Raw genomic sequence first — 21,958 nt, 5'->3', positions numbered from 1 at the left:
GCCCGCACGGGTCCGCGCGGCGAGGCCGCCCGCCGCTCGGTGCGCCGACAGCGTCGCGGGACCGGCCCCCCGGCTCCTTTCGGCCCCGCCCCGCCCCACCTCCGCTCCAACCCGCACTGCCCCGCCCCGCCCGGTCCCGTCGGCCCGCTCGCGTCGACCGGTGCGTCCGGGCAGGATGCTGTACGCCGTGTCGCGTCGCCAGGAGGTCCGCATGCCCAGCCCGAACCAGCCCGCACCGTTCACCGCCGACGACTACCGGGCCCGGATGGCGCGCGCCGCCGACGCCGCCGCCGAGGCCGGACTCGCGGGCGTGCTGATCGCCCCCGGACCCGACCTCGTCCACCTCACCGGCTACCGGCCCGTGAACACCGAGCGCCTCACCCTGCTCGTCCTCGTGCCCGGCCGTGACCCGGTGCTCGTCGTCCCGACGCTGGAGGCCCCGGACGCCGCGGAGGCCGCCGGGGCCCCGGCCGTCACACTGCGGGACTGGACCGACGGCACGGACCCGTACGCCGTCACCTCCCCGCTGCTGGACGGCCGGGGCCGGTTCGGGATCAGCGACAACGCCTGGGCCATGCACCTGCTGGGACTCCACCGGGCGCTCCCGGACACCTCGTACGTCTCCCTCACCGAGGCGCTGCCCATGCTCCGCGCGGTGAAGGACGCCCACGAACTGGAGCGGATCGCCGCGGCCGGGGCCGCCGCCGACGCCACCTACGAGGAGATCCTCAAGGTGCGCTTCTCCGGCCGCAAGGAGACCGACATCGCCGCCGAACTCGCCGGCCTGCTCAGGCGATTCGGGCACTCCCAGGTCGACTTCACCGTCGTCGGCTCCGGCCCGAACGGCGCCAACCCGCACCACGAGGCGGGCGACCGCACCATCGAGCGGGGCGACATGGTGGTGCTCGACTTCGGCGGCCTCAAGCACGGCTACGGCTCCGACACCTCCCGCACCGTCCACGTCGGCGACCCCACCGCCGAGGAGCGGCGCGTCCACGACATCGTGCGCGAGGCGCAGCGGGCGGGCTGCGACGCGGTCCGGCCGGGCGTCGCCTGCCAGGAGATCGACCGGGCGGCCCGCGCCGTCATCACCGAGTTCGGCTACGGCGAGCGCTTCATCCACCGCACCGGCCACGGCATCGGCGTCACCACCCACGAACCGCCGTACATGATCGAGGGCGAGGAACTGCCGCTGGTTCCCGGCATGTGCTTCTCCGTGGAGCCCGGCATCTACCTGCCGGGGCGGTTCGGTGTCCGGATCGAGGACATCGTGACCGTCACCGAGGACGGCGGCCGCCGCCTCAACACCACCGCCCGCGAACTGGCCGTCGTCGAGTAGTGGGCCACGGGCCGGTGAACCCTTCCGGTCGCACCACCCGGGGCGGGCGGGCGCCCCGGGGCTTCCGGCCGCGCGAGTGGTCCCGCCCCGCACGGTTCCGGCCGTGCCGTCAGTCGTCGGCCAGCAGCACGCACGACCGGGGCGGCAGCCGCAGCAGCCCGTCGCTCCCCGGCGCCTCGACCGGTTCCCACGCGGCCACCACCCTGCCCGCGCCGCGCCGACGCCGGCCGCCGCCCAACGGGATCGTGGCCGGCTCCCCGGCGAGGTTGACGGCGATCCGCAGATCGCCCCTCCGGTACGCCAGCCAGCGTGCCCGCTCGTCGAAGGCGGTGCGCACGGACGCCAGGTCCGGGTCGGAGAGGTCGGGCAGATTGCGGCGCAGGGCGATCAGCTCGCGGTACCAGGCGAGCAGACGGGCGTGCGGCTCCCGCTCCGGTTCGCCCCAGTCCAGGCAGGAGCGATTCCGGGTGTCCGGGTCCTGCGGATCGGGGACGTCGCCAGCCGCCCAGCCGTGGGCCGCGAACTCGCGGCGTCTGCCGGTGCGGACCGCCTCGGCGAGCACCGGATCGGTGTGGTCGGTGAAGAACTGCCAGGGAGTTCCGGCGCCCCACTCCTCGCCCATGAACAGCATCGGGGTGAACGGACCGGTCAGCACGAGCGCGGCGGCGCAGGCCAGCAGGCCGGGGGAGAGGGCGGCGGAGAGCCGGTCGCCCCGCGCCCGGTTGCCGATCTGGTCGTGGTTCTGGGCGTAGCCGACGAACCGGTGGGCCGGGGTGCGGACGATGTCGACCGGGCGGCCGTGGCTCCGGCCGCGGAATCCGGAGTACGTACCGTTATGGAAGAACACGCTGGTCACCGTCTTGGCGACGGCGGCGAGCGGAGCGGCGGCGAAGTCCGCGTAGTAGCCCTGGGACTCACCGGTGAGCGCGGTGTGCAGGGCGTGGTGGAAGTCGTCGTTCCACTGGGCGTGCAGTCCGATGCCGCCCGCATCGCGCGTCGTCGTCGTGCGCGGATCGCAGCGGTCGGACTCGGCGATCAGCGAGAGCGGGCGGCCGAGCTCCGCGGCGAGCGCGTCGGTCGCCGCGGACAGTTCCTCCAGGAAGGTCAGCGCCCGCGAGTCGGCAAGCGCGTGGACCGCGTCCAGCCGCAGCCCGTCGAGCCGGTAGTCCCGCAGCCAGGCCAGCGCGCTGCCCAGCAGATACGCCCGCACCTCGTCCGAACCCGGGGCGTCGAGATTGACGGCCGCGCCCCACGGCGTGTGGTGGGTGTCGGTGAAGTACGGGCCGAAGGCCGGGAGGTGATTGCCGGACGGGCCCAGGTGGTTGTGCACCACGTCCAGGACCACCGCCAGCCCCAGGCCGTGCGCCGTGTCGACGAAGCGCTTCAGCCCCTCCGGACCGCCGTAGGGTTCGTGCACCGCCCACAGCGACACCCCCTCGTACCCCCAGCCGTGGGTGCCGGGGAACGGGCACACCGGCATCAGCGACACATGGGTGACGCCCAGTCGGGCGAGATGGCCGAGCCGGGCCGCGGCGGCGTCGAAGGTGCCCTCCTCGGTGAACGTGCCGATGTGCAGTTCGTACAGGACCGCGCCGGGGAGCCCCCGCCCCGCCCACCCGCCGCGCCAGGCGTACGCCGAGTGGTCGACGACGGCGCTCTCGCCGTCCGGCCCGTCCGGCTGCCGGCGCGACCTCGGATCGGGCAGCACCCGCCCCCCGCCCGTGTCGCCCGCGCCGTGCCCGTCGTCGCCCCCGCGCAGGACGAATCCGTAACGGTCCCCGTCCGACGCCTCCGCCTCGACCGTCCACCAGCCGGCCCGCTCCGCGTCGCGCGCCATCGGCCGCCGCGCACCCGCCAGTCGCAGGTCGACCGATTCCGCCTCCGGTGCCCATACCTCGAACAGCATGCAACGCTCCTCGTGTTCTCGCCTCGCGCCCATCGTCGGCGGCAGCCGCGACGACTGACTCACGACACTGGATCGAGCCCGTTACTGACGATTAAGGTCTGGTTCTGATCATTGCCCCGCCTGGTTCCGCTCAATACGCACTCCCTCTTACGGCTGTGGAGGCCGAGATGACCGTGCCACCGCTGAACGTCCCGGCGTCGAACGTGGCACCGCCGGACGTCACGGGCCCGAACGCCCCGCTGGACGACCCGGCGTCGACCGTGCCGGTGTTCCCGCCCGGGTTCCTCTGGGGAGCCTCTGCCTCCGCCTTCCAGACCGAAGGGGCGTCCGACACCGACGGCAAGGGTCCCTCCGGCTGGGACGCCTTCGCCGCGCGGCCCGGCCGGATCAAGGACGGCACCGACACCACCCGCGGAACCGGCTTCCACCAGCACTACCGCGAGGACGTCGCGCTCCTGGCCGGGCTCGGCGCCGACGCCTTCCGGTTCTCCATCAGCTGGCCGCGCGTGGTGCCCGGCGGCAGCGGGGCCGTCAACCCGCAGGGCCTCGACTTCTACGACCGCCTCGTCGACGAACTCTGCGCCCACGGCATCACACCCGCCCCCACCCTCTACCACTGGGACACCCCGCTGCCGCTGGACGAGGCGGGCGGCTGGCTCAACCGGGACACCGCCTACCGCTTCGCCGAGTACGCGGGCATCGTGGCCGAACGCCTCGCCGACCGCGTCCCGATGTGGATCACCATCAACGAACCGGCCGAGGTGACCCTGCTCGGCTACGCCCTCGGGCAGCACGCACCGGGCCGCACCCTCCTCTTCGACGCCCTGCCCGCCGCCCACCACCAGCTCCTCGCCCACGGCCTTGCCGTGCGCGCCCTGCGCGGCGCGGGCGCCGACAACATCGGCGTCGCCCTCTCGCACACCCCGGTCTGGACCGCCGGGGACAGCGACGAGGACCGTCTCGGCGCCGAGCTGTACGACACGGTCACCAACTGGCTGTTCGCCGACCCCCTCCTCACCGGCCGCTACCCCGACGAGAACATCGCCGCGCTGATGCCCGGCCCGGTCCAGGACGACCTGGCGACCATCTCCGCCCCGCTCGACTGGTACGGCGTCAACTACTACAACCCCACGCTCGTCGGCGCGCCCGCCCCGCAGGCCCTGGACTCCTTCGCGGGCTTCGAGATGCCCGCCGAACTCCCCTTCGGAATCCGCGAGATAGAGGGCTACGAGAAGACCGACTTCGGCTGGCCCGTCGTCCCCGACGGCCTGCGCGAAACCCTCGTCCAGCTGCACACCCGCTTCGGCGACCGGCTCCCGCCGCTCTACATCACCGAGAACGGCTGCGCCGTCGACGAGCCCACCCGGGACACCCGCCGCATCGCCTACCTCGAAGGACACCTGAAGGCCCTGCGCACCGCCATCGACGCGGGCGTCGACGTCCGCGGCTACTTCACCTGGTCGCTCACCGACAACGTCGAGTGGATCGAGGGCGCCAGCAAGCGGTTCGGCCTGGTCCACATCGACTACGAGACCCTGCGCCGCACCCCCAAGGACTCCTACGGCTGGTACCGCGACCTGATCCGCGCGCAGAAGAACCGGCAGGCCGGGGCGGCCGGGCACGCCTGACGGGGAGAACGGGCACCGGACGGCCGTCACCGGGACGGCCGTCGACGTCAGCCCCAGACCATGTCGAAGGAGCGCTGGAAGTTCACATATCCGAGGCGCGCGAAGGCCCGTGCCATCGGGACGTTCCCGAGGTCGGTCGAGGCCCGGATCCGTTCCACACCGTCCTGCCCGGCCAGCGTCCGGGTCCCCTCCGCGAGAAGGTCGTCGGCATAGCCGTGGCCGCGCCGGCCGGGCAGCACGCCGATGTACGCGATGATCGGGTTGTAGTCGTTGCGCGCCGGGATCACGAAGCCGACCGGATCACCGTCCGGGAGTTCCGCGATCCGCCACCACTCCCGGGGCGTGGTGTACCCCGCCAGCTCCTCGTCGTAGTGCTTCTCGGCCGCCTCGCGGGCACTGAGCCCGGACGCCAGGTCGGCCCGGCCGTGGGCGTCCAGCGTGCCCTCCATCACCGACGTCATCAGCGTGAGGAGATCCTCCCGTCCGGCCACCGCCCGAAACCGCAGCCGACCGGTGTCCGGGGGAACCGGCGTACCGGCACGCCACTCCAGACGCAGCCGCTCCACCAGCATCCGCGCACCCGAGCGTTCCATCACCCGGATCCGGGATTCCACGCTCTCGCGGACGGCGGGGTCCTCGCGCCAGTCGGACGGCACGTACCGGCCGTACTCGGGCCGCGGCACGCCGGCCGGTACCACCGAGGCCGTCGCCGTCTCCACCAGGCGCAGGCCGGCCTCCTCGCGCTCCGGGGCGGGCAGGGCGTCGTCCACGTCGAAGACGTCGAGGAGCAGGGGCGCGGACCCGTCCCGGCTCCACCACGCGAGCCGGGCCACCACGTGCTCGCCGCGCAGGGCCACCCACATCCACCCCGGGCGGCGACGGCCGCTCGACAGGTCCTCGGCGAGTTCGGGATCGAGCAGATACGACAGCCCGCGGAAGAGCCCGAGTTCGTGCGGGCCCGCCAGCGGACGGATGATCAGTTCCTGTGAAGCCTGGGGCACAAGGTCTCCTGAACGTGTACGGAGGGCCGCCCGCGGATCGCGGCGCGGCCCGCGGCCGGTGACAGTAGCAACGCCGCCGCCGCGCCGCCGGGCAATTTCCGAGGCGGGCGCGGGACCGGGCGGCGGGCTTCTTCTGGACACTCCGGGGCGGTCCGGCCGACAATTGGCCCCGTGACGTCCCCCTTCGAGTCCCACACGTACCCCGCGCGGCTGTCGGACGCCCAGCGCGACCGTGTCCTCGGCGTACTCAGAGACGGCGCCGCACAGGGCAGGCTGTCCCACGACACCTTCCTGCGCCGCATGGAACTCGCACTCGTCGCCCGCGGCCCGGAGGAGCTGGCGGCGCTCACCGCCGACCTGGAGGACGAAGGGGGTCTGTCGCGCCGGATACTCAAGGTCGTGGGCGGGGTGTCCGGCTTCCCCGGCCGGGTGCGCCGGGTCTGGCGGACCGAGCGGCTGCCCAAGCTCCTCCTCCCCGTCCCGAGCCCGCACCCCCTGCTGATCGGCCGCGACCCCGGCAACGGCCTGCGGCTCACCCACGAGACCGTCTCCCGGCTGCACGCCGAGCTGACCGCCCGGGAAGGACGCTGGACGCTCCGCGACCTCGGCTCGACCAACGGCACCTGCGTCAACGGGGAACGGGTCATCGGGACGGTTCCGGTCCGCGAGGGGGACCAGGTGAGCTTCGGCCGGATGAGTTTCCGGCTCTCCGCCCCCGTCCCCGAACCCCCCGCCTGAGAGCCTCTCGCGAGCGGCACACCGCACCCCCCGGTCCACTCACCCGAGGCCCGGATCCCCTTCCCGTCCCGCCCGGACGAGCAGCGCCACCGGCCGTTCGGCGAAGAGGTCGGCCGTCGCCACCGACTCCCCGGCGAACTTCCGGCCGGGTGTCAGCAGATCGGTCCACGGCCCCTCGTCCGGCAGCGCCAGCTCCGTGCCGTGCCAGCCGCCCGACTCCGCCAGCCGCAACGACAGCCTGGTCACCGCCGTGACCACCTCGCCCGAGCGGCAGAACGCCAGACAGTGCGGGGCCGCCGGGCCGCTCGCGCCCAGCGGGAGGTACGTGCCCGACGCGCCGAACACCTCGGGCCGCTCGCGCCGCAACCGCAACGCCACCGCGGTGACCTCGCCCTTCTCGCCGCGGGCGGCGCCCTCGGACGGCCGCCGGAACGGCCGCCGGTTGTCCGGATCGACGAGCGCCACGTACTCCTCCTCCGTGCCCTGGTACAGATCCGGCACCCCGGGCATCGTCAGCTGCACCAGCGCCGCGCCCAGCACATTGGCCCGCACGTACGGATCGAGCGTGCCCGCGAACCGGTCCAGCATCTCGCGCACCGGACCTCCGTCCGAGGCCGGTCCCGCCGCCACGAAGTCCGTCACCGCCCGCTCGTAGCCCGGGTCGTGCTCGGTCCAGCCGGTGCACAGGCCCGCCTCCCGGACCCCCTTCAGCAGCGCCGGCTCCAGCCGGCCCACCGCCTCCCCGGCAGGCAGCCCCGCGCAGCCCAGGGCCGTCTGCCAGGCCGACCAGGCGAACTGCGCGTCGGGAGGGGACGCCGGGGTGATCCGGCCCAGTTCGACCAGCAGCCAGGACCACTGCTCCGGACATTCCGACAGCACCGCGATCCGGGCCCGGACATCCGCGCTCCGCTTGGTGTCGTGCGTGGTCAGCGCCGTGCCCGTGGTCGGCCGGTCGCGGGCAAGCCGGGCGCAGAACGCGTGGAACTCCTCGGGCGTCACGGCCGGGCGGCCGGGATCGCCGCCCACCTCGTTCGCCGAGACCAGCGGAACATACCGGTAGAACGCCGTGTCCTCCACCGACTTGGCACGCAGCGCCGACGCCGTCTGGGCGAACCGGGCGCAGAACGCCGCCCGGTCGGGCCCGGCGCCCAGCCGCCCCAGTGCCAGATCCCGCACCACGTCCACGGCCGCCGCCTCCTCAGCCACCGTGAACGCCGCCTTCGCGTCCCGCACGACCACCTCCGGCAGGGTCTCCGCGGCCGTCTCGGGACAGGGGCCGCCGGCCGTCACGTACGCCCGGTAGACCGGCATCCGGACGAGCAGTTCGCGGATCGCGGTGTGCAGCGCCCACGGCGCGTGGTCGCGCAGCGCGGGGTCCTCGGCGCAGACCCGTTCGGCGAGCCGGGTCAGCAGCCCCGTCTCGGCGGCCAGGTCGTGCGTCACCACCCGGTACGCGGCCCGCCGCACGGTCGCGGCCCAGGACCCGCCCCGGTCCGCGGCGGGCCCCGCGTACTCCCGGTAGCGACCGATCAGTTCGGCGGCGCCCATCGGATCGACGAAGAGGCCGTCGACCCGGTGCAGGGCGTCGTACCCCGTCGTGCCCGCGACGACCCAGTCGGCGGGCAGCCGCTCGTCACCGGTGAGGATCTTCTCGACGACCGTCCACCGCCCGGCGGCGGCGGCCGCGAGCCGGTCGAGATAGGAGGCGGGATCGGCGAGCCCGTCCGGGTGATCGACGCGCAGCCCGTCGATCACCCCGTCCCGGACCAGTTCGAGGATCTTGCCGTGGGTGGCGGCGAAGACCTCCGGGTCCTCCACCCGTACCCCGATGAGACCGGAGATGGTGAAGAACCGGCGGTAGTTCAGCTCGGTACGGGCCAGCCGCCACCAGCAGAGCCGGTAGTGCTGGGCGTCCAGCAGCTCCGGGAGCGGCAGACGCCCGGTGCCGGACCGCAGCGGGAACTCCTGCCCGCCGTGGCGCAGCACCTCACCGTCGACCCGGAACGCGCCGAGCTCGTCGCCGATCCGCCCGGCGAGCACCGGCAGCAGGACCTTGCCGCCGCCCGCCTCCCAGTCGATGTCGAACCAGCGCGCGTACGCCGAGCCGGGCCCCTCGCGCAGCACCTCCCAGAGCGCGCGGTTCAGGTGGGGCACGGCCGCCATGTGGTTCGGCACGATGTCCACGACAAGGCCGAGACCGTGCCGCCGCGCCGTCCCGGCAAGTCTCCGCAGACCCTCCTCGCCGCCGAGTTCGGCACGCACCCGGCCGTGGTCGACGACGTCGTAGCCGTGCCGGGACCCCGGCACCGCCTCCAGGACCGGGGAGAGATGCAGGTGCGAGACCCCGAGCGCGGCGAGATACGGAACGGCGTCCTCGGCGGCCGAGAACGGGAAGTCGGGCTGGAGCTGGAGCCGATAGGTGGCGGTGGGCGTCATGCGCCGTTACGTACCCGGCTCACGGCCCCATGTGTCACGGAACGCCGCAAAGGGCACGACCGGCGGTGTCGCCGGGCCCGCGCCCGCGGGCGCCCGAACCCCACCACGACCGGGTCCGGACTGCCGCCGGCGCACCGCCGGACACCCCCGGTCAGAGCACCGGGCACCCCGCCGCGCCGTCGGAACGTCCGCATGTGTCCACTATGTCGATGCCCTCCGCCTTGCGGCGCACCGCATCCGACGCCGCGCGCCGATCCACCACGGATCACCGGACGGCCCTCACGCCGGCCGCTGGAGCACCGCCATGCTCCGCCCGACCAGCGTCACCCGTTCGCCCGCCGCCACCCTCGGCCCGGAGCGGGGCAGCACCCCGGCGGGGCGGGCCGTGTCGACGACCACCATCCACTGCCGGCCGTGATTCACCGGGACGGAGAAGTCCAGCGTCTCGGCGCCCGCGTTGAACATCAGCAGGAAGGAGTCGTCGAAGATCCGCTCGCCGCGCGGCCCCGGCTCCGAGATCGCGTGGCCGTTGAGGAAGACCGTCAGCGCCCTGGCGTGCGCGGCCTGCCAGTCCCGCTGGGTCATCTCCCGGCCCCCGGGGGTGAACCACGCGATGTCCGACAGCTCGTCGTGCGTGCCCTCGACGGGGCGGCCGTGGAAGAACCTGCGACGCCGGAAGACCGGATGGTCCCGGCGGAGCCACACCATCGCCCGGGTGAACTCCAGCAGACTGCTGCCCAGCCCGTCGCCCTCACCCGGACCGTCGCCCGGGGCGTCGTCCCCCGCCGAGGCGTCCCCGGCACCGTCCTGCGGGCCGCTGCGCGCGGCGTCGGCCGGTTCCGGCCAGTGCACCCATGACAGGTCGCTGTCCTGGCAGTAGGCGTTGTTGTTGCCGCGCTGGGTGCGGGCGAACTCGTCGCCGTGGCTCAGCATCGGTACGCCCTGGGACAGCATCAGTGTGGCGATGAAGTTCCGCATCTGGCGCTCGCGCAGCGCCAGGACACCGGGGTCGTCCGTCTCGCCCTCCGCGCCGCAGTTCCACGACCGGTTGTGGCTCTCGCCGTCCCGGTTGCCCTCGCCGTTCTCGTCGTTGCGCTTGTCGTTGTACGAGACCAGGTCGTGCAGCGTGAATCCGTCGTGGCAGGTGGTGAAGTTGATCGAGGCGAGCGGCCGCCGCCCGTCGTCCTGGTACAGGTCCGACGACCCGGTGAGCCGTCCGGCGAACTCGGCGAGGGTTCTCGGCTCGCCCCGCCACAGATCCCGCACGGTGTCCCGGTACTTCCCGTTCCACTCGGTCCACAGCGGCGGGAAGTTGCCCACCTGGTAGCCGCCCTCGCCGACGTCCCACGGCTCGGCGATCAGTTTCACCTGACTGACCACCGGGTCCTGCTGCACCAGGTCGAAGAACGACGACAGCCGGTCCACCTCGTGGAACTGCCGGGCCAGTGTGGCCGCGAGATCGAAGCGGAAGCCGTCCACGTGCATCTCCGTGACCCAGTACCGCAGCGAGTCCATGATCAGCTGGAGCACGTGCGGCGACCGCATCAGCAGGGAGTTCCCGGTCCCCGTGGTGTCCATGTAGTACCGCTGGTCCTCCGCGAGCCGGTAGTAGGACGCGTTGTCCAGCCCCCGGAAGGAGAGCGTCGGACCCAGGTGGTTGCCCTCGGCGGTGTGGTTGTAGACCACGTCGAGGATCACCTCGATGCCCGCCTGGTGCAGTGCCCGTACCGCCTGCTTGAACTCCAGCACCTGTTCGCCGCGGTCGCCCCAGGAGGCGTAGGCGTTGTGCGGGGCGAAGAAACCGATGGTGTTGTAACCCCAGTAATTGGCGAGCCCGGCGTCCGCCAGCCGGTGGTCCTGGACGAACTGGTGAACGGGCATCAGCTCGATCGCCGTGACGCCCAGTTCCGTGAGGTGGGCGATGACCTCCGGATGGGCCAGCCCCGCGTACGTCCCGCGCAGCTCCTTCGGCAGCGCCGGATGGAGCATCGTCAGGCCCTTCACATGGGCCTCGTAGATCACCGTGCGGTGGTAGTCGGTACGGGGCCGCCGGTCGTCGCCCCAGTCGAAGTACGGGTTCACCACGACCGACGTCATGGTGTGCGGCGCCGAGTCGAGGTCGTTGCGCGCGTCCGGCCGGCCGAACGGGTAGCCGTACACCGCCTCGCCCCACCGGATCTGCCCGGCCACGGCCCTGGCGTACGGGTCGAGCAGCAGCTTCGCCGAATTGCAGCGGACACCGCGCTCGGGCTCGTACGGTCCGTGGACCCGGAATCCGTACCGCTGGCCGGGCATCACCCCCGGCAGATAGGCATGACGGACGAAGGCATCGGTCTCCCTGAGCTCCACCGCCGTCTCGGAACCGTCGTCGTGCAGCAGGCACAACTCGATTCGGTGAGCGGCCTCCGAGAAGACCGCGAAATTGGTCCCGGCGCCGTCGTACGTGGCACCGAGGGGGTACGCCTGTCCCGGCCAGACCTGCATGGCTTCGACTCTTCCCCTTCTGATCCGCGTTCCTGGGGCTTGGGGTTCGGGGCTTGGGGATGGGGCTTATGCGCTGTTCGAGCGGATCTCCACCGAATCTTCCCTGAAAGAGGTGCGGCTTCCTAGGACGTCGCACGGTCCGGTCAACATCGGTCCTCTCCGTGTCGCCCCCCGGAACCGGGATCGCGCCGGCGAAAGCCGCTCCGGGCCCGGTACGAAGCCGCGGGCGGAGGGTCCAATCACTATGAATCCGCTCACTACGCCCCATCTCGCCGTCGGGAACCCTTGTGTGGCCATGGGGAGTTGCAATGAGGAGCCTGTGCATCCGGCTGCACCGGATCGCGCTCCCGGAGTACCCTTCCTTGATCGTTGGTGGGGGAGTGGAAGGCGGTGCGCGGGTGAGCTCGGAAGGGTTCGAGCTGCCCCCGGGTGACACAGGTCACGAGGGGGAATCCACCGATGCCCCACCAGGGGCGGTCTCACTTGCCCGGCCCGTGGAGATCGGCGCGGAACTGGACTGGGGAGCGGACGCCTGGAGCGAGGTGCGGACCCGCGCCCAGCGGGCAGGGCGTGCCTACATCTGGCTGAATCTCGTGGAGCAGCGGCTGCGCGCCGTGGTCGCCGCGGTGCTCCGGCCCATCTACGAGCCGGTGCACGGCGAGGACTGGGTGGTGGCCGCGGCCGGACCCGCCGGGCAGGAGTGGGTGCAGCGGGCCGTCGCGGTGCGGGAGGTGTCCCGCCGCAAGGGGTATCTGCTGGACCCGGCCGACGACAACGTCCTCAGCTTCCTCACGCTGCCCCAGTTGCGCGAGCTGCTGGTCCAGCACTGGCCGTGCTTCGAGCCCTACTTCGACGACCGCCGCGAGGTCGAGCTGGCGCTCGACGAGCTGGAGGTCGCCCGCAACGTGGTCTCCCGCAACCGCGCCCTGAACGAGGCGGTCCTCGCCCAGGCCGAGCGCGCCTCCGCCCGGCTCCTGGAGATCCTGGGCGGCGGGGCCTCGGTCCCGTCGGCCGACCGGCTTCCGGTCGACGCCGTCGAGGAACTGGTCGGCGACCGCTACGCGGACGTGGTCTCCGTCCACCCCGACCGGGTGCGGCTCCAGCGCCAGCTCCCCGCCGAGGACCTCTTCGGCGGATCGCGCCGCCTGGACGCGATCGGCATAGGACTCAACCTGCTGGTGCAGAACTTCTCCGGCCGTCGGCTGATCCGGCTGGCGGAGTCGGGGTGCCGGGTCCGGCTGCTGTTCATCAACCCGGCGAGCAGCGCGGTCAAGCGACGGGAGCGGGAGCTGGGCCTCAAGAAGGGCGAGCTGAGCCGGTCCGTGGAGATGAACATCCTCCATATGCGCCGGGTCCGTTCCCGGCTCCGGGATCCCGGAGCGTTCGAGATCCACGTCTTCGACGAGACCCCGCGCTTCACCGCCTATCTCGTGGACGGCGACGGGACGGACGCGGTCGGGGTCGTGCAGCCGTACCTGCGCCGGGCGCGTGGCATGGAGGCGCCGGTGCTGGTGCTGCGGGGCGGCGGGCGAGCGGTGGTCCGCGCGGGCCAGGAGAGCGAGCACGGCCTCTTCGAGACCTACCGGGAGGAGTTCGAGTCCGTGTGGACGGACTCCCGGCCCGTCTCCTGAGGAAGGGCCCCGGGGGCCGTCCGTCCGTTGTCAGTGGCGCGTGCGAGGGTGGTCACCACTTGGGGGAGCACCACGAAGGAGGTACCCGATGAGTTGGGACCGGGAGCCGCTTGTCGGTTTCGACCTGGAGACGACGGGCACGGAGCCGCTGGAGGCGCGGATCGTGACGGCCGCGGTCGTGGGCGTCGTCGGCCGGGGCGGGGAGCCGGTGCGGCAGCGCGCCTGGCTGGCGGATCCGGGGATCCGGATCCCCGCGCAGGCGTCGGCGATCCACGGCATCAGCAACGAGCGGGCGGCGGCGGAGGGCAGGCCGGTGCGCGAGGTCGCGGACGAGATCGCCGAGACACTGACCGGCCACTGGCGGCAAGGGGTGCCGGTCGTCGCGTACAACGCGGCCTTCGACCTGACCCTGCTGACGGCCGAGTTGCGGCGGCACGGGCTGCCGTCGCTGAGCGATCGGCTCGACGGGGCGGGGATCGGGCCGGTCATCGACCCGTACACCATCGACCGGGCCGTCGACCGCTACCGCAAGGGCAAGCGGACCCTCGAAGCGGTCTGTGTCGAGTACGGCGTGGTGCACGGCGGGGCCCATGACGCGGGGGCGGACGCGCTGGCCGCGGTCCGGGTGGCCCACGCGATAGCCGAGCGGCACGGTTCGGTGGCCGAGCTCACCGCCGCCGAACTGCACGAGCGCCAGGTGGAGTGGTACGCGCAATGGGCGGCCGACTTCCAGCGGTTCCTGCGCCGCAAGGGCACCGCGGACGCGGTGGTCGACGGCCACTGGCCGCTGCGCGAGCCGGCCCGGGTGGCCGGCTGACGGACCGCGCCCACCGGACCGCGCCGCACCGGCCGGGCTCCGTCGGCGCGGGGCGCTTCTCCCTCAGAACGGATACCACCGCACCGAGGTGTCGCCCTCGCGCAGCGAGGCGACCCGGCGCCGGAATTCCGCGAGCGCCTTCGGGTTGGTCGGCGCGTGCTGGGACACCCAGGCGCAGCTCGCCGTCTCCCGGGCCCCGCGCAGCACGGCACATCCGTCCCACTCCCGCACGTCCCAGCCGTACGCGGCGGTGAAGGCGTCGTACGCCTCGGCCGCCAGCCCGTACCGGTCCCGGGACAGCGCGAGCACCACCAGGTCGTGCTCACGCAGATCCGCCGAGAAGGTCTCCAGGTCGACGAAGACCGGTCCGTCGGGGCCTACGTGGACATTGCGCGGGAGGGCGTCGCCGTGGATCGGGCCGGGCGGCAGACGGGGGACCAGAGCTGACGCGGCCGCCGCGAAGCCGTCGCGGCGCTGCCGCAGGTAGTCGGCGTCGGCCGGGTCGATCGCGTCGCCCGCGAGCCGGAGCCAGCGTTCGACACCGCCCAGCAGTTCACGGCGCGGAAGGGTGAAGTCCTCCGGTGCGGGCAACGCGTGCACCAGGGTCAGCAGCCCCGCCAGATCCCGGGGCTCCGCCGGGCGCACGGCCTGTGCCAACCGGTGCCAGAACGTCACCGGATGGCCGTCCACCAGCCGTACCCCGGGTTCCGCGGCCCGGACGGCGGGGACCCCGGAGGCGGCGAGCCAACGGGCGACCGCCACCTCGCGCTCGGCCCGGTCCCGCAGCTCCGGGCTGCGCACGGCGTCCCGCCCGACCTTGACCACCAGGTCGTCCACGGCGAACACCGCGTTCTCGCCCAGCGCGAGCAGTTCCGCGTCGCCGGGCAGACCGGCGGCGACCAATACCTCACGCGCACGCATATCGTCCATGGTTCCGATTTTCGCATCCGCGCGGGCCGGGTTGACGGACGGAGGGGCCGTCAGCACGATGACGGGGGCCACCTGAGCGGCCAGAACGGTTCGAAACCGATCGAATGACGCAAGGGGGCCCATTCGTGACATCAGCGAGTGCAATCGCACAAAAAGGGAGACCTGCTCCCCTTGGTGGCGGTGGCGGTGGCAGGGGCGGTGGTCTGCGTGCGGGCTCGCCGCGACGGACCGGCCGGAGCGCCGGTGCCTGGTTCCTGGTGCTGCCCGCGCTGATCCCGATCCTGATCCTCAGCGTCGGCCCGCTCCTGTACGGCCTCGCGCTCGCCTTCACGGACGCCCAGTCCGGCCGCACCCGTTCCACCCAGTGGGTGGGCCTGCTCAACTTCCAGGACCTGCTGCACGACACCCTCTTCTGGGAGTCCTTCCGGATCGGCCTGCTGTGGGCGGTCGGTGTCACCGTCCCGCAGTTCGTCCTCGCGCTCGGTCTCGCCCTGCTGCTCGACCAGAACCTGCGGATGCGCTGGCTGGCACGTGCGCTGGCGATCATCCCGTGGGCGATGCCCGAGGTCGTCGTCGGCATCATGTGGCGGCTCGTCTACCACCCGGACGCGGGCGTCCTCAACGAGATGATCCGCGGCCTCGGCCTGGGCGAGGGCCGGGCATGGCTCGGAGGACTCGCCACGGCCCTGCCCGCCGCGATCGTGGTGGGGGTCTGGGCCGGTATGCCGCAGACCACCGTCGCCCTCCTGGCCGGACTCCAGAACACCCCGCACGAACTCCACGAGGCGGCGGCGCTGGACGGAGCCGGAGCCTGGCGCCGCTTCCGCACCGTCACCTGGCCGGTGCTCAGACCGGTCGCGCTGGCCATCACCGCGCTCAACTTCATCTGGAACTTCAACTCCTTCGCGCTGGTCTACGTGCTGACCAACGGCGGTCCCGGCGGCCGTACCCGGCTGCCGATGCTCTTCGCGTACGAGGAGGCCTTCCGCTACGGGCAGTTCGGCTACGCCGCCGCGATGGGCTGCGTGATGGTCGCGGTGATCGCGGTGCTCCTCGCGGTGTACCTCGTCGGCCGGCTCGGGGGAGGTGAGGATCGGTGAACCGGGCCCCCCGGCGATCCGTACGCGCCGGACAGTACGCCGCCCTGCTCTGCTACCTCGTCCTGCTGGCGTTCCCGTTCCTGTGGCTGATCTCCACCGCCTTCAAACCGGGACGGGAGCTGGGCTCGCTGCACCCGACCTGGATCCCCGAGCACCCGACGCTGGACAACTTCCGCAGCGCTTTCGACGAACAGCCCCTGATCCGGGCAGCCGCCAACTCGCTGATCGCCGCGAGCTGCGCGGCCCTCGTCGCGATCGTCGTCGCCACCCCCATGGCCTATGTGACGGCCCGCCACCGCTCCCGGCTGTCGACGGCCGCCACCGGCTGGGTCGTGGTCAGCCAGGCGTTCCCGCTCGTCCTGCTGATCATCCCGCTGTTCCTGATCCTGAAGCGGCTCGGCCTGATCAACACCCTGTGGGGGCTGATCCTGGTGTACGCGGTCTGGGCGCTGCCCTTCGCACTGTGGATGCTGACCGGATACGTACGGGCGGTGCCCGTGGAACTGGAGGAGGCCGCCGCGGTCGACGGGGCGGGCCGGCTGCGGACGCTCGTCTCGGTCACGGCCCCGCTGCTCGCCCCCGGCATCGTCGCCACCGCGCTCTTCGCGTTCGTCACCGCCTGGAACGAGTTCTTCTTCGCGCTCGTCCTGCTCAAGTCGCCGGAGAAGCAGACCCTGCCGGTCGTGCTGACCCACTTCATCGGCGCGGAGGGCGCCGCCGACCTCGGGCCGCTGGCCGCCGCCGCGTTCCTCGCGACGCTGCCCTCACTCGTCGTCTTCGCGGTCGTCCAGAGGCGGATCTCGGGCTCCATGCTGGCCGGGGCGGTGAAGAGCTGATGCGTGCTCCGTCACGACGGGCGGTGGCCGCCGCGGCCACTGTGCTGGCCCTGCTGCTGAGCGGCTGCGCGGGAACGGACGACGGCTCGGGAGCCGGGGGACGGGTGGAGATCCGCTTCCAGTCGCTCGCCTGGCAGAAGGAGTCGGTCGAGGCCAACAGGCAACTTGTGGAGGAGTGGAACGAAGCCCACCCCGACATCCACGTCCGCTACGTCCAGGGCAGCTGGGACACCGTCCACGACCAGTTGCTCACCTCGTTCGAGGGCGGCGAGGCGCCGGACGTCATCCACGACGCCTCCGACGACCTCGCCGACTTCGCGTACGGCGGATACCTCGCCGACCTGCGGCCGTTCCTGACCGACCGGCTGACCGCCGACATCCCGCGGGAGAGCTGGCGCACCACGACGTTCGGCGACGGTGTCCACGGGGTGCCGTTCCTCCAGGAACCCCGGGTGCTGATCGCCAGCACAAAGCTCCTGAAGGCGTCGGGGGCCCGTATCCCGACCCCCGACCGCCCCTGGAGCTGGGCGGAGTTCCGCGAGGTCACCAAGAGGCTGACGGGCGACGGGAGGTACGGCATCGCCTGGCCGCTCAAGGAACCCGTCTCCGTCACCCTCAATCTCGGGCTCTCCGCGGGCGGCCGGCTCTTCCACCGGGGACCGGACGGCAAGGTGACCATCCGGTCGGAGGAGGGCGACCGGACCGTCCCGGACACCCTCCACGATCAGATCGGCACCGACCGCAGCGCCGCCCGCAGCGCGCTCGGCATGGGCGGCTCGGACACCCTTCCCGGCTTCTTCGGCGGCAAGTACGCGATGGTCCCGCTCGGTTTCTCGTACCGTCAGCAGATCGCGGAGCAGGCCCCGGAGGGATTCGAGTGGACGGTCCTTCCGGCCCCCGCGGGGCGTGGCGGAGCCGTTCAGGGGGTGAGCCCGCAGACCCTGTCCGTCGCGGAGGCCAGTCCGCACAAGAAGGAGGCCGCGCGGTTCATCGACTTCCTGCTGCGACCGGCGAACATGGTGCGGCTCGCCAAAGGGGACTGGATGCTCCCGACCGGCACCGCGGCCCTCGCCGATCCGGCGCTGCACACCGACCGGTACGGCTGGGCCACCGGTGTCGCCGTCGCGAAGGGGCTGCGGCCCGCACCGGCCCAGTCGGTCCGCGGCTACCCGGAGTGGAAGGACAAGATCGCCACTCCCGCCCTCCAGGAGTACTACAGCGGCGCGATCGACGCCGGGGAACTGAGGAGACGTCTGGTCGACGACGGGAACCGGGTGCTGGCCCGCTACCAACGCTGAACCGCCGGCGGGCCGTTCACCGCCGCGCCCGGAACGCCGTACGCGGCGGTGGGCGGGCCCGCCGCGCTCCCGCCGGGCGAGTCCGTTTCATCAGCCAAACGGTTTTCCTCCCGGTGTTCCTTTCGCTCCATGGCCTTCCCGCGATTCCCCGGCGGGTGCGCGGCGACGGCCACGGCACCTCGCCGTGTCGCCGGAACGCCCGAGTACATCCGGTATTCGGGCGTTCTCCGCCTTACGATGCACCGCGTCCGATGCCGCACGCCGATCCGGCAGGGACTACGGGAAATTCCTTACCGACCGGTACGTTTCTTTGGGGTGCCCGCTCGGTGGGGTTGCTCCGCCGCTACTCCGGTGCTGCTCGCCCGGATGGCTTCCCGCGATATTCCTGAAGTCGGCGATTCAGTCGTTTATGAGAGTGAATTCAACTTTTCAGCCTCTTGTGTTCCGGGAGGTGGCAGGGTAGGGCGGCGCCCTCTTGTCGACGCCCTTACCGGTCGGTTCCGTGCCGCTCTGCGGGTTCGGTGACGTCGGGGGGATCGAGTGAGCCGCCGCTTTTCTGTCGTTTCCTCCTGCTTGTTTCGGGGCGGCGACCGCCCCGGTGCGGATCTCCCGTTTCACCGCGATTCGGGCGCGCCGAAAAACATGGCATTGACAATGTCTTTCGCGTCGGGTTTCACTCTTTTCGGCGGCGAAGGGCGCAGAATTCCCGGTCCGAGGCGGGGGATTGTCGTCGTTGCTCGGCCCGATTGGCGCCCTCGGTAGTGCAAATTAAAGGTAAAGATGGAGGTGTTGATTTGAAGTTCCTTTTCTCGCTCAAGGACAAGCTGACGCCGGAGAAGAGCCTGAAGGCGTACGCCTGGTACCACTGGTACTAAAGGGCTGTCCCGAGCCGACGAAATCGGTCCATCCGACCGAAGGGCGCGGTTCGTCGATTCGGGTCCGTGTCCGGCGAGGCCTCATCGGCCCGCCGGGCGCGGGCCCTCCCGCTTCTTGGAGACCATCGATGCACATATCCGGTACCGGCAGTCGTGCCCGGGACGTCGTCTTCGCGCCGAGGCTTCAGGCGCTCCTGCGGGACCATCAGGGCGAGGAGGTCTTCCGCCTGGACCCCGGCACCGTCGGTGTCGCGGGGGCCGTGCTGGCCGACCGGATCCTCGCCGCCAGGCCGGCCGCCGAGGACGAACGGCCCACCTTCAAGCCGCTGCACGGGCGCTCCATCCCCCGTGCCGAGGCGTCCACGGTCATGCGGGCCATCGGCCGTGATGTGCGGGCAGCCCTGAAGAAGCCCCTTCCGGAAGGGGTCGACCTCACCGGGGAGTGGCCGCACGTGGGCCACGTGTTCCTGCGCGACCTCGTGCTCGGCGCCGACCCCTACCGGCTGCGCGTCCTCATGGACCGCGCGCTGGAACTGACGCCCAAGCTCACCTGGACGGTCATCGCCACGGGAGCGGCGCTGCCCGGACGGCTCCGTCCCGGTGCGGCCGTGTCCGCCATCGCGGGACTGACCGCCGAGGCCCGCAACTACGGCGACCGTCGCTACGCGATGGGCCTGTACCGCAGGGCGGCGGCCCCGGTCTGCTTCACGGTCTCGACGCTCGTCGCCAACGCGCTCTGGCTCGGATCGCCGTTCGCCGACGACGTGCCGAACCGGAACATCCTCCACGAGGCGATGCGGCTGCTGCCGCCCTCCTGGAACGTCCTGCGGAAGGCGTCTTGCGAGTACCCCGCTCTCGACCCCCGGATCGGCGCGGCCGACGACGTGCTGATCCTGCCGTTGCTGAGTCACCGTGACCCCGCGCTCTGGGAAGACCCCGAGGAGTTCCGTCCCGAGCGCTGGGACGGACTCGATCCCGAGGACCATCCCGGGTACCTCCCGTTCGGTCACGTGTCGGAGCGCTGCTGGGGGAGGCACATGGTGATGCCGCTCGCGGAGATGTTGCTCGACATGCTGCGCGGGGGCGGCCTGACGGTGAGTCCGGAGCAGACGTCCGCCCGTGTTCCCCTTGCCGGACTGATGGGCGTCTGCGAGGTCCGGGTCGTCCGGCGCTGAACCGGGAACCGCCGGACCGGCCCGAGCGGTCCCGCCCGGTCCCGGCCCGTTGTCCGGTCGCCTCGTGGGGGCCGGGCGCGCCGAGTCCGTCGCGTCCGGCCCATCAGGTATGACGGATCGTCAAAAATGCTGTGCGGTGAGGCGGGTCGGAATCAAGCCGACTCCTCGGTGCCCGACGCGGTGCGACGGGGCCCGCCTTCCCGGGTGCGAAGCGTGCCGACCGCTCCGGCAGGGGGTCCCGGGGCCCGGCTTGCGGCGAGTGCGCCCGACTTGGGTACGGCTGGCCGGTTTCTTATTACGAAACTTTGTTGAGTAAGTCACAGCCGTAAGAAGGTCTTGATCTGAGCGCGTCAATCGGCGAGGGTTTCGAGCCAGCCCCCGGAGATTTTCCGGCCGAGGGCCAATCCCCCCACAAAGAATGACGAGGAGACCCCTCTTCATGGCTATTCACAAGCGTGCACGCCGGATCAAGCTCACCGCGGCCATAACGGCCGTGGCCGCGGCGGCCGGAGTCACCCTGCTGAACACATCCGTCGCCGGAGCGTCGCCCGCCCCCACCATGGGCGTCGTCTACGGTGCGGACGCGGCGACCGCCGTCCAGGGCAGCTACATCGTGATGCTGGACCACAAGGCCGACAAGTCGAAGCTCGCCAAGAAGTACGGCGGCAAGCTCAACCGGAACTTCACGTCCGCCGTCAACGGCTTCTCCGCCAGCGGGCTTTCGCTCACCGAGGCCAAGCGAATGGCGGCCGACCCGGCCGTCTCCAAGGTGGTCCAGAACAAGAAGTTCCACATCGACGCCACCCAGACCAACCCGCCGTCCTGGGGGCTCGACCGGATCGACCAGACCGAGACCGCCGGCGACGACGCGTACACCTACCCGGACAGCGCGGGCGAGGGCGTGACCGCGTACGTCATCGACACCGGTGTCCGTACCACGCACGAGGAGTTCGAGGGCCGGGCCTCCTCCGGCTACGACGCCGTCGACGACGACGACAGCGCGGACGACGGCAACGGCCACGGCACCCACGTGGCCGGCACCATCGCCGGTGCGTCCTACGGTGTCGCCAAGAAGGCGAAGATCGTCGCCGTCCGGGTGCTCGACGACTCCGGCTCGGGCACCACCGAGCAGGTCGTCGCGGGCATCGACTGGGTCACCGCCCACCACGAGGGCCCCTCCGTCGCCAACATGAGCCTCGGCGGCGGCGCGGACGAGGCGCTCGACGCCGCGGTCCAGAAGGCCATCGCCTCCGGCGTCACCTTCGCGGTGGCCGCCGGAAACGATTCCTCCGACGCGAGCGGGACCTCGCCGGCCCGCGTTCCGGAGGCGATCACCGTCGCCTCGTCCACGGTGGACGACGAGCAGTCGTACTTCTCCAACTACGGCTCGATCGTCGACATCTACGCGCCCGGCTCGGACATCACGTCGGCCTGGAACGACAGTGACGACGCCTCCAACACGATCTCCGGCACGTCCATGGCGACCCCGCACGTCGTCGGTGCCGCCGCGGTCTACCTCGCCGGGCACCCGGACGCCACCCCGGACGAGGTCGCCACGGCGCTGACCGAGGGGGCCACCCCCGACGCGATCTCCGACGCCACCGCGGGCACTCCCAACAAGCTGCTGAAGATCGTCGAGTAGTCGCCCCGTGGCCGGGCCCGCGGCCGGGCCCCCCCGCACCGCCCCGGCCCCCGGGCCCCCCCGCCCGGCCCCCCGGGGGGGGGCGGGGCCGGCGCCGCAGCGGGGGCCCACACCCCACCCGG

The 21,958-nt window shown here is 72.1% G+C and carries 16 protein-coding genes; 11 read left to right on the top strand and 5 right to left on the bottom strand.

Translation table 11 applies throughout. The annotated features are described in order from the left end of the window. The first annotated feature begins 211 nt into the window (after positions 1 to 211). On the top strand, positions 212 to 1,339 hold the full coding sequence (locus ACF1CT_RS10990) for a M24 family metallopeptidase (RefSeq protein WP_391783504.1): 1,128 nt from the start codon (positions 212 to 214) through the stop codon (positions 1,337 to 1,339). Positions 1,340 to 1,448: 109 nt separating this feature from the next. On the opposite strand, the gene treZ is transcribed toward ACF1CT_RS10990, so the two are convergent. Continuing rightward, the gene (gene treZ, locus ACF1CT_RS10985) at positions 1,449 to 3,245 is read right to left on the bottom strand and encodes a malto-oligosyltrehalose trehalohydrolase (RefSeq protein ID WP_391783503.1); all 1,797 of its coding nucleotides are present in this window, start codon (positions 3,243 to 3,245) and stop codon (positions 1,449 to 1,451) included. A gap of 167 nt (positions 3,246 to 3,412) precedes the next feature. On the opposite strand from treZ, the gene ACF1CT_RS10980 reads away from it, so the two are divergent. After that, positions 3,413 to 4,873 (top strand): GH1 family beta-glucosidase, encoded by a 1,461-nt coding sequence (locus ACF1CT_RS10980; RefSeq protein ID WP_391783502.1) that lies wholly within the window; start codon positions 3,413 to 3,415, stop codon positions 4,871 to 4,873. Between the two features lie 47 nt (positions 4,874 to 4,920). Here the strand turns inward: ACF1CT_RS10980 and ACF1CT_RS10975 are convergent, their stop codons facing one another. Continuing rightward, positions 4,921 to 5,874, bottom strand: coding sequence for a GNAT family N-acetyltransferase (locus tag ACF1CT_RS10975; protein ID WP_391783501.1), 954 nt, complete (start codon positions 5,872 to 5,874; stop codon positions 4,921 to 4,923). A 171-nt stretch (positions 5,875 to 6,045) separates the two neighbouring features. On the opposite strand from ACF1CT_RS10975, the gene ACF1CT_RS10970 reads away from it, so the two are divergent. Then, complete coding sequence (locus ACF1CT_RS10970; RefSeq protein ID WP_391783500.1) at positions 6,046 to 6,612, top strand: DUF1707 and FHA domain-containing protein; 567 nt, start codon at positions 6,046 to 6,048, stop codon at positions 6,610 to 6,612. A gap of 39 nt (positions 6,613 to 6,651) precedes the next feature. On the opposite strand, the gene treY is transcribed toward ACF1CT_RS10970, so the two are convergent. Together treY and glgX are read right to left on the bottom strand one after the other, a co-directional pair. After that, positions 6,652 to 9,048 carry a malto-oligosyltrehalose synthase gene (gene treY, locus ACF1CT_RS10965; protein ID WP_391783499.1) on the bottom strand — a complete coding sequence of 799 codons (2,397 nt, stop codon included), beginning with the start codon at positions 9,046 to 9,048 and terminating at the stop codon, positions 6,652 to 6,654. 279 nt (positions 9,049 to 9,327) lie between these two features. Then, entirely contained in the window at positions 9,328 to 11,532 is a 2,205-nt protein-coding gene (glgX, locus tag ACF1CT_RS10960) for a glycogen debranching protein GlgX (RefSeq protein ID WP_391783498.1), read from the bottom strand. Between the two features lie 398 nt (positions 11,533 to 11,930). On the opposite strand from glgX, the gene ACF1CT_RS10955 reads away from it, so the two are divergent. Both ACF1CT_RS10955 and ACF1CT_RS10950 read left to right on the top strand, forming a co-directional pair. After that, complete coding sequence (locus ACF1CT_RS10955; RefSeq protein WP_391783497.1) at positions 11,931 to 13,163, top strand: SAV2148 family HEPN domain-containing protein; 1,233 nt, start codon at positions 11,931 to 11,933, stop codon at positions 13,161 to 13,163. Positions 13,164 to 13,251: 88 nt separating this feature from the next. Next, complete coding sequence (locus ACF1CT_RS10950; RefSeq protein ID WP_391783496.1) at positions 13,252 to 13,980, top strand: 3'-5' exonuclease; 729 nt, start codon at positions 13,252 to 13,254, stop codon at positions 13,978 to 13,980. Between the two features lie 63 nt (positions 13,981 to 14,043). Here ACF1CT_RS10950 and ACF1CT_RS10945 read toward each other — a convergent pair whose 3' ends face one another. Further along, a complete protein-coding gene (locus ACF1CT_RS10945) occupies positions 14,044 to 14,910 on the bottom strand; it encodes a phosphotransferase enzyme family protein (RefSeq protein ID WP_391783495.1) in 867 nt (288 codons plus the stop codon). Positions 14,911 to 15,014: 104 nt separating this feature from the next. Here ACF1CT_RS10945 and ACF1CT_RS10940 point away from each other — a divergent pair, with 104 nt between their 5' ends. The 6 genes from ACF1CT_RS10940 (at position 15,015) to ACF1CT_RS10915 (ending at position 21,836) form a co-directional block, all read left to right on the top strand. Next, positions 15,015 to 16,010, top strand: coding sequence for a carbohydrate ABC transporter permease (locus ACF1CT_RS10940; protein WP_391783494.1), 996 nt, complete (start codon positions 15,015 to 15,017; stop codon positions 16,008 to 16,010). Continuing rightward, entirely contained in the window at positions 16,007 to 16,846 is an 840-nt protein-coding gene (locus tag ACF1CT_RS10935; RefSeq protein WP_391783493.1) for a carbohydrate ABC transporter permease, read from the top strand. The genes ACF1CT_RS10940 and ACF1CT_RS10935 overlap by 4 nt, the downstream gene beginning before the upstream one ends. Next, the gene (locus ACF1CT_RS10930) at positions 16,846 to 18,144 is read left to right on the top strand and encodes an ABC transporter substrate-binding protein (RefSeq protein WP_391783492.1); all 1,299 of its coding nucleotides are present in this window, start codon (positions 16,846 to 16,848) and stop codon (positions 18,142 to 18,144) included. The genes ACF1CT_RS10935 and ACF1CT_RS10930 overlap by 1 nt, the downstream gene beginning before the upstream one ends. Before the next feature lie 521 nt (positions 18,145 to 18,665). Further along, positions 18,666 to 19,019, top strand: coding sequence for a tryptorubin family RiPP precursor (locus ACF1CT_RS10925; protein WP_391783491.1), 354 nt, complete (start codon positions 18,666 to 18,668; stop codon positions 19,017 to 19,019). 128 nt (positions 19,020 to 19,147) lie between these two features. After that, positions 19,148 to 20,194, top strand: coding sequence for a cytochrome P450 (locus tag ACF1CT_RS10920; protein WP_391783490.1), 1,047 nt, complete (start codon positions 19,148 to 19,150; stop codon positions 20,192 to 20,194). A gap of 439 nt (positions 20,195 to 20,633) precedes the next feature. After that, positions 20,634 to 21,836, top strand: coding sequence for a S8 family serine peptidase (locus ACF1CT_RS10915; protein WP_391783489.1), 1,203 nt, complete (start codon positions 20,634 to 20,636; stop codon positions 21,834 to 21,836). Positions 21,837 to 21,958: the final 122 nt, after the last annotated feature.

The organism is Streptomyces sp. NPDC014734 (assembly GCF_043083325.1).
Classification (GTDB): Bacteria; Actinomycetota; Actinomycetes; order Streptomycetales; family Streptomycetaceae; genus Streptomyces.
The sequence above is the reverse complement of the archived record's forward strand: the minus strand, read 5'-3'. Positions and strand labels throughout refer to the sequence as shown.

Coding starts and splice junctions, on each gene's coding strand:
- ACF1CT_RS10990 (WP_391783504.1), top strand. CDS start 212: ATGCCCAGCCCGAACCAGCCCGCACCGTTCACCGCCGACGACTACCGG.
- treZ (WP_391783503.1), bottom strand. CDS start 3,245: ATGCTGTTCGAGGTATGGGCACCGGAGGCGGAATCGGTCGACCTGCGA.
- ACF1CT_RS10980 (WP_391783502.1), top strand. CDS start 3,413: ATGACCGTGCCACCGCTGAACGTCCCGGCGTCGAACGTGGCACCGCCG.
- treY (WP_391783499.1), bottom strand. CDS start 9,048: ATGACGCCCACCGCCACCTATCGGCTCCAGCTCCAGCCCGACTTCCCG.
- glgX (WP_391783498.1), bottom strand. CDS start 11,532: ATGCAGGTCTGGCCGGGACAGGCGTACCCCCTCGGTGCCACGTACGAC.
- ACF1CT_RS10950 (WP_391783496.1), top strand. CDS start 13,252: ATGAGTTGGGACCGGGAGCCGCTTGTCGGTTTCGACCTGGAGACGACG.
- ACF1CT_RS10945 (WP_391783495.1), bottom strand. CDS start 14,910: ATGGACGATATGCGTGCGCGTGAGGTATTGGTCGCCGCCGGTCTGCCC.
- ACF1CT_RS10940 (WP_391783494.1), top strand. CDS start 15,015: ATGACGCAAGGGGGCCCATTCGTGACATCAGCGAGTGCAATCGCACAA.
- ACF1CT_RS10930 (WP_391783492.1), top strand. CDS start 16,846: ATGCGTGCTCCGTCACGACGGGCGGTGGCCGCCGCGGCCACTGTGCTG.
- ACF1CT_RS10920 (WP_391783490.1), top strand. CDS start 19,148: ATGCACATATCCGGTACCGGCAGTCGTGCCCGGGACGTCGTCTTCGCG.
- ACF1CT_RS10915 (WP_391783489.1), top strand. CDS start 20,634: ATGGCTATTCACAAGCGTGCACGCCGGATCAAGCTCACCGCGGCCATA.